General features: G+C 42.4%; 6 protein-coding genes. All 6 read left to right on the top strand.

Going from position 1 to position 13,407, the window contains the following annotated elements; genetic code table 11:
* Positions 1 to 111 precede the first annotated feature (111 nt).
* The 6 genes from ACP26M_RS14700 to ACP26M_RS14675 all read left to right on the top strand — a co-directional run bounded on the left by ACP26M_RS14700 (position 112) and on the right by ACP26M_RS14675 (position 13,336).
* Positions 112 to 3,363 (top strand): SusC/RagA family TonB-linked outer membrane protein, encoded by a 3,252-nt coding sequence (locus ACP26M_RS14700; RefSeq protein ID WP_426580943.1) that lies wholly within the window; start codon positions 112 to 114, stop codon positions 3,361 to 3,363.
* Between the two features lie 27 nt (positions 3,364 to 3,390).
* Positions 3,391 to 5,160, top strand: coding sequence for a RagB/SusD family nutrient uptake outer membrane protein (locus ACP26M_RS14695; protein WP_426580941.1), 1,770 nt, complete (start codon positions 3,391 to 3,393; stop codon positions 5,158 to 5,160).
* A 77-nt stretch (positions 5,161 to 5,237) separates the two neighbouring features.
* Positions 5,238 to 8,852, top strand: a complete 3,615-nt coding sequence (locus tag ACP26M_RS14690) for a VCBS repeat-containing protein (protein WP_426580939.1) — start codon at positions 5,238 to 5,240, stop codon at positions 8,850 to 8,852.
* Positions 8,853 to 8,862: 10 nt separating this feature from the next.
* Complete coding sequence (locus ACP26M_RS14685; protein ID WP_426580937.1) at positions 8,863 to 10,185, top strand: vanadium-dependent haloperoxidase; 1,323 nt, start codon at positions 8,863 to 8,865, stop codon at positions 10,183 to 10,185.
* A 15-nt stretch (positions 10,186 to 10,200) separates the two neighbouring features.
* Complete coding sequence (locus tag ACP26M_RS14680; RefSeq protein WP_426580935.1) at positions 10,201 to 11,766, top strand: FG-GAP repeat domain-containing protein; 1,566 nt, start codon at positions 10,201 to 10,203, stop codon at positions 11,764 to 11,766.
* 16 nt (positions 11,767 to 11,782) lie between these two features.
* Complete coding sequence (locus ACP26M_RS14675) at positions 11,783 to 13,336, top strand: FG-GAP repeat domain-containing protein (protein ID WP_426580933.1); 1,554 nt, start codon at positions 11,783 to 11,785, stop codon at positions 13,334 to 13,336.
* Positions 13,337 to 13,407: the final 71 nt, after the last annotated feature.

The raw sequence follows: 13,407 nt of genomic DNA, 5'->3' as shown, positions 1-13,407 counted from the left end.
TGTTAAAACCGGTTGTCCGCAAGTGTGCAATTTTCCATTTTAAAACATAACCCACCAATTACCGACTTAAAAGCTTAAATCAAATATATTAATCAACTAAATCTCAATCTCATGTTTAAAAGTTTACTCCTAAAAGGAAGGTACTTGGGTTTGCTGCTATGCTGCCTGGTATCTTCATTGGTAGTTACAGCACAAACAAAATACAAAGGTAAAGTTATCGGCTCCGACGATAAATTACCTGTTGTTGGCGCTTCTATACGCGTCAAAGGTACAAGTACCGGTACTGTAACTGATGTTAACGGTGAATTCACCTTAACCCTAAGCCCGGGCAATACCCTGGTAGTATCTTACATCGGTTATCAAAGCACCGAGGTTAAAGTAGGTACCGATGTAAACCTTCGGGTCACACTACAATCAGGTAGTAGTACACTGAATGAGGTGGTAGTAACCGGTTATACTGCTCAGCGTAAAAAAGATATCACCGGCTCGGTATCGGTGGTTAACGTTGCAACCATGAAAACAGTACCTGCGTCAAACACAGCCAGCTTACTTCAGGGTACTGCCGCTGGTGTAACTGTAGTAAACTCAGGTAACCCTGGTGCTAATACTACAGTAAACGTACGTGGTGTAGGCTCTATTTTTAGTACCGCTCCACTTATAATGATCGACGGTGTTCAGGGCTCATTAAACGATATCAACCCTAATGATATCGAGTCGATTCAGGTATTGAAAGACGGCCAGGCATCAATTTACGGTGTACGTGGTTCAAACGGTGTTGTGGTAGTAACAACCAAAAAAGGAAAAAGCGGTGCTGCGACCATTTCTTATGATGCTTACTATGGTACACAAAGGCCATTAAAAGATGGTTTTAAACTCGCCGATACCAAAACCTACGTTGAGGCCATTTATCAATCATACAAAAACAGTCCTAACCCTGATGGTACCAGCCCCTTGGCTGGTGGTAACCCACAATACGACCCCGGCAAAACCGGCACCTGGACAATTCCAGATTATATAACACCGGCTGGTGCCAAAGTAGGTGATCCTAATACAGATCCCTCAACTTACAGCCTTCACCCTGCTACCTTACCTGATAATCAAATTACGCGTGCAAACAAACAGGGGACCGATTGGTTTCATGAGGTGTTTAAACCGGCCCCAATACAAAGCCATAATATTACAGCAAGCGGTGGCAATGATAAATCTACCTATTTGATGTCAATAAGCTACCTTAATCAACAAGGTACACTAATTGACACCTATTTTAAAAGGTATGCAGCCAGAATTAATACTAATTTTGTATTAGGCCCACACATCCGCGTAGGCGAGAACGCTTATATATTTTACAAACGCAATCCTAACGTAAGCAACAACCAAAACGAAGGTAACGCCATATCACACATCTACAGGGAGCCGCCTATTATTCCTGTATATGATATCATGGGTAACTTTGCTGGTACAAGGTCAGGAAGTTTAGGTAACGCAAGTAACCCGGTTGCGATTCAGGAACGTTCAAAAGATAACAGAAATAACAACTGGGATATTACAGGTAACCTTTTTGCTGAAGTTGACTTCCTGAAACATTTCACCGTGCGTACTCAGTTTGGTGGTTCTGTGGATAATTATTACTACTATTTCTTCACAAAGCCGGCTTATGAAAATTCTGAAGGTAACACCTCAACCAACGGCTTTACCGAAGTTGCCGGTTACAACAGCCAGTACACCTGGACTAATACCTTAAACTATAAACAGCAGTTCGGTAAACATAGTGTTAATTTATTGCTTGGTTCTGAGGCTGTTACTACCTATAAAAGGGGGATTCGCGCAGGCGGTGGTAATTATAATGTCTCGTTTGATCCTAATTACGTAACGGTAGCCAACGGAGCTAACCCTCCAAGTACAGCTGTTGACCAGCTTTTTGATTCCAGTCTGCTTTCATATTTCGCAAGATTAGATTACCAGTTCAACGATAAGTATATTTTAGGTGCAACAGTGCGTCGTGATGGTTCTTCATATTTTTCACCAGGTCATCAATGGGGTACCTTCCCTGCAATAACCGCAGGTTGGAGGATCTCAAAAGAGTCATTTATGAAAGATATTAGTTGGCTCAATGACATGAAAATCCGCGCAAGCTATGGTCGTCTTGGTTCACTTGCAGGTGTTGAAACCCGCTTAAGTAATGCGTACAGCTTGTATGCGCAGTCAAACGGTAACGCCAACTATGATATTACCGGTACCGGTAATTCAACTTTAACGGGTTTATATCGTGTACAAACAGGTAACCTAGCTACCACATGGGAAACTGACGTGACTAAAAACATCGGTTTTGATGCTACTTTACTTAATAATAAACTTGACCTTAGTTTTGATTATTTCCAGAAATCAGTTACCGGTTTATTATTCCAATCAACCGCTCCCGGAATAGCACTTGCTCCGCTTGCTGTTGAACGGCTGCCATTTGTTAATGGTGGCAACATTAAAAACAAAGGTTTTGAAGTTGTAGCCACTTATCATGGTAGTGCGGGCAGTGACTGGAAGTATGATTTGAGCTTAAACGTAAGTAATTATTCAAACACAGTTACTGATTTGAATGGCCTTAAATACCAGGATCGTAACAGCGATGGCTCAACTCGTATCCAAAACTTTGTAAGGTTACAGCCAGGTCAGCCTGTGGGCGAATTTTACGGATATAAAGTTATCGGCTTATACCGTGATGCTGCTGATATAGCTGCTTCGCCAACCGATGTTAACGCAAGGCCAGGTTTATTTAAATATGCCGACGTTAACGGTGATGGAAAGATCTCCTCTGATGACAAAACATTTATAGGTAACCCTAACCCCAAATTTACAGGTGGCTTTACACTTAACGTTAGTTACAAAAACTTCGATCTGAATGCCTTTCTTTATGGTTCATTTGGTGGCAAGATCTTTAATTACATTAAATACTGGACTTATTTCCCACAAGTATTTACCGGTAACGTAAGTGCCGATATATTAGGCCCTAAAGTTTGGAAACCAGGTGCTGATAACAGCCAAGCAACTATCCCTGTATTAACCCGTACAGCTAACGCTGATAACACAGGTGATCCAAACTCATGGTACATTGAAAGCGGTACCTATGTTAGGTTGAAATCATTAACATTAGGTTATACCGTTCCAAATTCACAAATCAAGGCTTTAGGTATTAAAAGATTAAGGTTTTATTTGTTGGCTAACAACTTGTTCACTATTACAAAGTACACTGGTTTAGATCCTGAGTTGCAGCCATCAAACCTAAATAACAATACCAGCTTTGGTATCGACTTTGGTAACTACCCTGCCGGGCAGAAGATATATAACATTGGTGTTAACGCCTCTTTCTAATATTGAGAAATTTTTAATATAAAAGTTATGAAAAAAATTCAAATAAAACTGATCATACCAATAGCATCGCTGTTGGTATGCCTGGTGTACGCGTGCCGCAAGGATATGCTTAACAGGCCCATCCTGCAAAGCTTAAGTCCGAATATCGTTGCCAACAAAACCGGTGTTGAGAGCTTGCTTATTGGTACTTATTCACTGTTGGACGGTGTGGGTGGTAACGGCGGCGGCATAAATGCTGCAGGGTCAAACTGGTTGTTTGGTAGTGTTACCGCTGGTGATGCTTATAAAGGTTCAGAACCATCGGATGGTGGTAACGATATCTTGCCGGTAGGTAATTTTACTTATTCTACCTCGAATCCATACATCAGAGATAAATACAAGCTTTGTTTTAACGGCGTAAGCCGGGCTAATGACGTTTTGCGTACATTACCCTTAGCTAAAGATATCTCGGCCGATGACGTGAAACGCATAACTGGCGAAGCACGATTTTTAAGGGGATATTATTACATGGAGTTGAAGAAGATGTATAATATGATCCCTTACATCGACGAAACCCAAACGGATGCTAATCAGCCAAATGATAAGGATATCTGGCCGAACATTGAAGCCGATTTACAGGCTGGTATTGACAATATTCCTGCCCTTCAATCACAAAAAGGCCGCGCGAACAAATGGATAGCTATGGCATATCTCGCCAAAGCAAAAATGTTTCAACACAAATTTGCCGAAGCTAAAGCGTTATATGATAACCTGATACCTAATGGTACCAAACCAAGCGGCGACCACTTTGCATTGAACGATAACATGCAGAAGAACTTTAGCCCTCAGGCTGGTCAAAAAAACAGCGTAGAATCGGTATTTGCTGCACAATCATCAGTTAATGATAACTCAGGCGGTAACAACGGTAACACCGGCGATGAGTTGAACTTCCCTTACAACAGTGGGCCTGGTGCTTGCTGCGGTTTCTTCAACCCATCACAATCATTAGGTAACTCATTTAAAACAGATGGTGACGGCTTACCATTGTTTACCGCTTTCAATTCGGGTAAAAAAGTAAGCGGTAAAACTGATCCGTACACTGGCACTTTAGATCCTCGTATTGATATCACCATGGGTCGTCCTAACATTCCTTACCTTGACTGGGGCAATCCTCCGGCAAGCTGGATTCGTGACCCTACAGATGGTGTTTTCAATCCACGTAAAAACGTTTATTCATCTGCCGAAAAAGGTACTAATTCAAGTACTGAAAACTACTGGGCAGCCAATGAGGTTACCTCAAACAACATTAACTTAATGCGCTGGAGCGACGTACTTTTAATGGCGGCCGAAGCCGAAGTTGAAGTAGGTAGTACTGATAAAGCACTGGAGTATGTTAATATGGTTCGTAATCGCGCTGCAAACCCTATCTGGTGGGTATATAAAAACTCAACTTACGACCCATCAAAATCTGAGTATACCTCAAAAACAACCCCTGCTGATAATTATTTAGTTAAACCATATCCAGCAGGTAAATTTGCCGATAAAAATTACGCCCGTACTGCTATTCATTTTGAGCGTAAACTTGAATTGGCGATGGAAGGTCAGCGTTTCTTCGATTTACAACGCTGGGATCAGGGTACAGGTAGCATGGCTGATGAAATCAACGCTTTCTTCGCATATGATATTAACGTTAACTCACAGCTGAACGGTGCTCACTTTACTAAAGGTAAAAACGAATATTACGCTATACCTCAAAGTGAGATCGACCTTTCTGGTTCAACAGGAGCTTCAAAATTGAAACAAAACCCTGGTTATTAATTAACCATTGATTTTAAATATTTAACTTTAGGTGGAGATAATTATCTCCACCTTTTTTTATAGTTTACTAACCAATAATGAAGTACACCCTTCCCCTTATATGCCTGATTGCCGTTTTACTTAGTGCCTGTAAAAAAGCCACACTTTTTGAACAGGTTCCTTCTTCGCACTCTGGTATTACCTTCAATAATAAAATTGTTGAAAATGATGCCATAAACCCGCTTACCAAACTTAATCTATACAATGGCGGCGGTGTGGGCATAGGCGATTTTAATAATGATGGCCTGCAGGATATCTACTTTGTTGCCAATACTACATCAAATAAGCTATACCTTAACAAGGGCGATATGAAATTTGATGACGTTACCGACGTAGCCGGTGTAAAGGGCAGTGGCGGATGGGGCAGGGGAGTGGCTATTGTTGATATTAACAACGATGGCCTTATGGATCTTTATGTGTGCTATACTTTGCTTGATGATTCGGTTAAACGCACTAACCTGCTTTATGTTAACCAGGGAATAGGTAAGGACGGCGTACCGCGCTTTAAAGAAATGGCTAAAGCGTATGGCCTTAATGTAAAACTTCACTCAACTATGGCATCGTTTTTTGATTATGATAACGATGGCGACCTGGATATGTACCTCACCGTTAATGAGGCTGTTGCCGGTGATAATCAAAGTACTTTCAGGCCGATAATTACCAATGGAAGTCACCGCAGTACCGGGCAGCTTTACCGCTGCGACTGGGACCAGGCGCTGAAACATCCGGTTTATACCAATGTATCAAAACAGGCAGGTGTAGGCACTGAAGGCTATGGCCATGCCGCTACCATTGTTGATATTAACCGCGATGGCTGGAAAGACATTTACGTAACCAACGATTTTTTAACTGATAACATTTTATACATTAATAATGGCGACGGCACTTTTACCGATAAAGTGAAGGAGTATTTTAAGCACACCGCCTTCAGCTCTATGGGGCAGGATATTGAGGATGTGAACAACGATGGTCTTGCCGATGTTTTTGAGGTTGATATGAACCCTGAGGATAACTACCGTAAAAAGATGTTCATGCCGCCTAATAATTACCAGATATTTCAAAATTTCGACAGGTATCAATATCAATATCAATACACCCGTAATACTTTACAATTAAACAACGGCCCGCGAGTTGCCGGCAATGATTCCATTGGTGATCCCTCATTTAGCGATGTGGCTTTTTTAAGTGGTGTTGGACAAACAGACTGGAGCTGGGGACCCATGATAACCGATTTTGATAATGACGGGTATCGCGATATTGTAATAACCAATGGCTATCCGCGCGATGTAACCGATCATGATTTTATAACTTTCAGGCAAATGGCCTATTCGGTAGCGTCAACCCAACAGGTGCTTGACCAAATCCCGATTGTGAAAATACCTAACTATGCTTTCCGTAACACCAACGGAGTGCAATTTGAGGATGTAACCCAAAGCTGGGGACTTAGCGCTCCCTCATTTTCAAATGGCTGTGCCTATGCCGATCTGGACAACGACGGCACCATGGATATGATTATTAACAATATCAATGACGAGGCATTTATCTATAAAAACACCTCCCGTAAAAATGCAATAAACAGTAGTAACTACTTACACATACAATTTCATGGCAGGCCTAAAAACCTAAACGGCCTTGGTGCTTTTGCCGATATTTATTACGATCACGGCAAACATCAATATTATGAAAATACACCTTACCGTGGCTATTTATCAACTATACAGGATATCGCCCACTTTGGCTTGGGTAACATATCTCAACTCGATTCGGTAGTGATCCGATGGGATAACGGTAAAAAACAGGTGCTTACCCATGTTAAAACTAATCAAACACTCCAGGTCAAAATTGCCGATGCAAAGCTTGATTATACCAATAAACAGCCCTCTGTTGACAATACCGCATTGTTCAAAGAGGTCACTCAATCAGCGGGTATAACCTATAAACATAATGATCAGGATTATATCGATTTTAATGTTCAGAAACTACTTCCGCATAAACTGTCGGAATATACGCCGGCCATAGCGGTTGGCGATGTAGATGGTAACGGCATTGATGATATGGTGGTAGGCGGCACTACAAAATATCCGGCTCAGTTATTATTGCAGCAAGCCAGCGGAAAATTTATTCAGCGCGATTTAGTGCCTCAATCTAAAACTATCATCCCGGTTGGAAATCCCAACGATATGGCACATATGATATCGCCTGTAAGAGTGAAAGACGAAGGCATGTTGCTTTTTGATGCCGACGGCGATGGCTACCTTGATTTGTACGTTGCCAGCGGCGGTTATGAAAGTGAGCCCGGTTCATCAAATTACCAGGACAGGCTTTATGTTAACGATGGTAAAGGCAACTTCAAAATACAGCCCGATGCCTTGCCTAAAAACTTTACAAGCAAACTGTGTGTAAAAGCAGCTGACGTAAACCGCGACGGCAAAATGGACTTGTTTATATCCGGTCGTGTGGATCCCTGGAACTATCCTAAGCCGGTTTCAAGTTTTATTTTGCGTAACGATAGCAAGAACGGCGTTATCAAATTTACCGACGTATCCGCATCATCGGCAAAAGAACTGAACAACATAGGCCTGGTTTGCGACGCCACCTTTACCGATTTTAATAATGACGGATGGCCCGACCTGATTCTTACCGGCGAATGGATGCCGATCACATTCCTTAGAAACGATCATGGCATATACAAAAATGTAACGCAAAGCACCGGCGTTGAAAATAAGCTTGGTTGGTGGAATACAATTGCCTCAGGCGATTTTGACCACGATGGCGATACAGATTACATTGTAGGTAATACCGGCCTCAATACTTTTTATAAAGCAACCGATGAATACCCGATTTATATTACTGCCAAAGATTTTGACAAGAATGGCAGCTATGACGCTTTCCCTTCTGTTTTCCTGAAAGATCAGCAGGGCCAATTGCAGGAATTTCCGGCTTTCGGGCGCGACGACATTGTGAAACAAATGATCAGTATGCGTACCAGGTTCCAAAATTATCGGTCATTTGCTACGGCCACAATGGATTCGGTGATAACGCCAAAAATGCGTGAGGGAGCTATCCGCTTAAAAGTGAACTATCTGCAGTCGGTTTATTTACGTAATGACGGCGGAGGGAAGTTTACGGCCATTCCGCTACCGGTTGAAGCACAAATGTCTGAATTATGTGGTATTACTGTTGATGATTTTGATGGAGATGGTAACCTTGATGCTGCACTGAACGGCAATGACTACGGCACTGAGGTTGCAACCGGCCGTTATGATGCTTTTAATGGTTTATTGCTAAAGGGAGATGGCAAAGGTGGCTTTAAACCGCTCAGCATTATGCAAAGCGGTATTTATATTCCGGGCGATGGCAAGGCTTTGGTGAAGCTTAAAGGAGCCCGTGGTAACTACCTGTTGGCAGCTACTCAAAATCGTGACAGTATGAAATTGTTTGAACTGAAACGGCCAGTTAAAACCTATAATCTGCAGCCGCTTGATGCATTTGCAACCATAAAATACAAAAATGGTAAAACTGCTAAACAGGAGTTTTATAATGGTAATTCTTTCTTGTCGCAGTCGGGCAGATTCATTAATATTGATGATAACATGGCGTCGATAACTGTAACTGACAGCTATGGTCATCAACGTAATATACCAATTAATTAAACTATTATAAATGAGATGCTTTAAGATATTTATAGCCGCTGCAGTTTGTTCCTTTATATTAAGTTGCGGAGGTAAGCCTAAAAAGATCCCGCTGATTAAGGATGCCGATGTTATCCATAACAATGTTGACCAGCTTACGCAGGTTATTATTTATGACGTATTCAGCCCCCCTGTGTCGAGTCGTATTTATGGATATACTACACTGGCAGCCTATGAGGCACTTCGTTATGGAAATCCCGGCTATAATTCAATAACAGCCCAGCTGCGTGGCTTTGGCAAGCCGCCTGAACCAAAGGAGGGGGTAAAATATAATTACACCCTTGCGGCTACATCGGCATTTTTTGCGGTAGCTCATAAGGTTACCTTCTCTATCGATTCGCTCAAAAAATACGAGGCTAAGGTTTATGCCATGTATAAAGATAACCTCGATGACTCGACCTATGCCCGCTCAATGGCGTTTGGCGAAAAAATTGGTAAGTACATTTTAAAAAGGGCAGCGGTTGATAATTATCCCCAAACCCGCGGCAAGCCAAGATTTTTAGGCAATGATAATCCCGGTAACTGGCATCCCACTCCTCCCGATTACCTGGATGGTGTGGAGTTTTGCTGGGGTACCATGCATACTTTCGCCGTTGACACCTCAACCATGTTCCCTTTACCTCCGCCACCAGCTTTTAGCGAGGATAAAAACAGCGAGTATTTTAGACAAACAATGGAAGTGTATAACCAAAGCAAAAACATTACACCCGAGCAAAAAACTATTGCAAAGTTTTGGGACGATAATCCTTTTGTTATTGAGCATAATGGCCACATGATGTTTGCCAACAAAAAAATCACCCCGGGTGGTCATTGGATTGGTATAACCGCAATTGCCTGTAAACAAACCCATGCTGATGTTATAAAAACGGCCCAGGCCTATGCACTCACTTCAATAGCTTTATTTGATGCCTTTATTTGCGGCTGGCAGGTTAAATACGAAACTAATTACATTAGGCCGGTAACCATTATCAATGATAAAATTGACCACGACTGGCTGCCAATGCTGCAAACGCCACCATTTCCTGAGTATCCGAGCGGCCACAGCGATATCAGCGGTGCATCGGCAGTTGTGCTAACGCATTTATTTGGCGATAACTTTGCCTATCAGGATACCAGCGATCTGCGTTACATAGGCATGCAGCGTCATTTCGACTCATTTTTGAAAGCTGCCGACGAAACTTCAATAAGCAGGTTTTACGGCGGCATCCACTTCCTCAATAGCGTTAATCAAGGCGCTGTACAAGGAAAACAGGTAGGTGAATACATTTGGAAAAAATTAAAACTTAAAAATTAAGGGCTGAGCTATTTTATGAATTTAAAAAAAAGCTTATTAACCATATCATACCTTTTTTCATTTTCTGCAATATTAGCCGGTTTAACGCTCATCAATAGCTGCAAGCGTAAACCGGCATATCAACCTTATAAATTTACCGGCGATGTGATAGTTGATGGTAAAAACCTGGTACAATTAAAGTGTACCCGCTGCCACTCGTTAGTGCCTGTTGATGCATTACCTAAGGATGTTTGGCTTAACCACACGCTGGTTAATATGGCCCCGCTGCTGCATATTTCAACTTATGGCGGTTCGTCATACTATAAGGATAATCCGCTTGATACTACCGGCGCCACTATTGCCGAATGGACAGCCATTTTAGATTATTATAAAAAAGCTGCACCCGACACCTTGCTGCCGGCTAAAAAGCCCATTCCATTAATAAATGATTGGGCTGGCTTTACGCTTAAAAAGCCTGCACCGGTAAGTTATACCGCTTTTACTACCCTGCTTGCTACCAACGCAGCCACAGGACGTATGTACAGTGCCGATGCGGTGGATGAAAAATTGAATACATGGGATAGTAATTTAAAGATGGACTCACTCGCCAAATTTCCATCAGCCGCGGTTGGGGTTAGTTTTGACAAAGATAGTGCCGGGAATAATATAGGCTTTTTCGCTTGTATTGGGCGTATGGCACCAGTTGATTTTCCGAATGGTAAAGTAGTTAAAGTAAACCTTGATGCGCAGCATGTTAACAACGAACAAACTTATATTGCATCTGATTTGCCCCGGCCTGTTGGCACAATAACAGGCGATTTTAACAAGGACGGTTTGCGGGATGTGGTAGTTTGCGGTCAAGGCAAGTTTAAAGGAGGTGTTTACCTGCTTAAGCAAAATAAGGATCATACGTATGAGCAACAAACCATTTATGACAAGCCGGGTGCTGCACAAGCTTTAGCCGGCGATTTTAATAACGATGGCTGGACAGATGTAATGCTGTTAACCGGAAGCGGCGATGAAGGCCTTTGGTTGTTGTTGAATGATCAAAAAGGAGGATTTACCCTCAGGAACCTGCTGCATTTTCCGCCGGTTTATGGTTCAAGCAGTTTTGAATTGGTTGATATGGATCATGACGGCAAACTTGATCTGGTACTGACCTGCGGCTACAACTACCGTGATTCGAGGATCCTGAAACCTTACCACGGCTTATACATTTTTACCAACACGGGCGACTGGAACTTTAAACAACGCTGGTTTTACCCTATAAATGGTTGTACTAAAGCCATTGCCACCGATTTTGACGGTGATGGAGATATCGATATTGCTACGATAGCTTTCTTTGCCGATATGAAAAACACGCCTGCCGAGGAGTTTATTTATTTTGCACAGGACAAACCTTTTGACTTTAAGCCCCACGCTTTGCCAATTAGAAAGCTTGGCCACTGGATGTGCATGGAAATTGCAGATTTGAATAAGGACGGCAAACCCGACATTGTATTAGGTAATTATGCAGATGGTTTTATGTTCCAGGATGGTTTTAAACCTAATTGGGACCAGCACCTGCCATTGATAATGCTTGAAAATCACACCAAAAAGTAAAGCGATACCGAACTGTATGAGGAAAGCAGGAGGGGTGAGCATAATAAAACGAAACGTATTGTTGCTGACTATAATATTCGCAGCTGTTGTTATTGCCGCATTGAATAGTTGCGGCGATAATGAACCGAGCGACGAACAGCTTTTGGCCGACGCCAAAAAAACGGCGTTCAAACATTGCGGCAGCTGTCATGAACCGCCCGATGCTTCTTTACTGGATAGTGCCACCTGGGACAAGCACATATTACCAGCCATGGGAGCAAAACTTGGCATGCGCCCTTTTATGGACCAGTATATAGCCGGTCCAGGGGCCGCGCTCTCTCTTGCCGATTGGACAAAGATTGTTGTTTACTATAGGTACGCCTCGCCCAAAAAACTAAAAATTCCTAAACCGGATGCCCTGCTCGATTCGGCTATATTTTCGGTGAAAAGGCCTGCTAATGTTGATACTACATCTGGGGAGGCCATGACCACCATGGTTAAGTTTAATGAAGTTGATAAGCACTTTTATACAGGAGATGCCGGCAATAAGCTTTACCGCTGGAGTAGTGATCTTACAGCTACCCTGGTCAAAAAATTCCATTCGCCAATAACCGATGCTACCTTTTATCAATCGGCAACCGAACCTAACAGCGCCGTAGTTACCTGCATCGGGATACTTCCGCCTAATGATCAACTCAAAGGAACCTTAACACATATTAATCTCGACAAGAAATCAAAAGATACCACCCTAATGGCTGATAGTCTGCCACGCCCGGTTAAAAGTGGGACGGCCGACTTTAACAAAGATGGCCTGATAGATTATGTTAGTTGCGGTTTTGGCCGCGACCGGGGTGGTTTGTTCCTATTACAGCAACAAACTAATCATACATTCAAAAGAAAGATCATCCGTGCAGTTCCTGGTCCTGAAATAGTTTATACCGGCGATTTTAACGGCGATGGCTGGCCTGATATTGCCTGCCTGTTTGCCCAGGCCGATGAAGGGATCTGGCTGTTTCTGAACGATAAAAAGGGAGGATTTACTACCCAAAATATCATACGTTTTCCATCTGTATATGGGTCAAGCAGCTTCCAGTTGGTGGATGTTAACAATGACGGCAAACTCGACATTGTATATACCTGCGGCGATAACAATGATTACTCGCCTATATTTAAGCCCTATCATGGAGTTTATATATTTACCAATCAAGGCAACTGGAAATTTATACAAACCTACTTTTACCATATCAACGGCTGCTCCAAAGCAATAGCCGCCGATTTTGATAAGGATGGAGATCTTGATCTTGCTGTAATAGCTTTCTTTCCTGATTATAAATATCATCCTACCGAAGGTTTTACCTATCACGAGCAGGTTAGTCCGGGAAAGTTTAAAGTACACGAGGTTCCCGTTAATTTATTAGGTCGTTGGATTTCGATGGAAGCCGGTGATATTGATGGCGATGGCGATACTGATCTGGTTTTGGGCAATTTTTCGGTAGGGGCGCAGGGCCTGATGAACCAAAAGGATTATAAACCCAACTGGGATATGTACGAGCCAATTATTGTACTGCAGAATAAAACAATCAAGAAGTAGGGTTTCATTAACCGTTTTAACAAGGACAGAGGTTGTCTTGATAAGAAACTGGTAAATTGATTACTAAAGCC

Source organism: Mucilaginibacter sp. R-33 (assembly GCF_049949235.1).
GTDB lineage: Bacteria > Bacteroidota > Bacteroidia > Sphingobacteriales > Sphingobacteriaceae > Mucilaginibacter.
The sequence above is the reverse complement of the archived record's forward strand: the minus strand, read 5'-3'. Positions and strand labels throughout refer to the sequence as shown.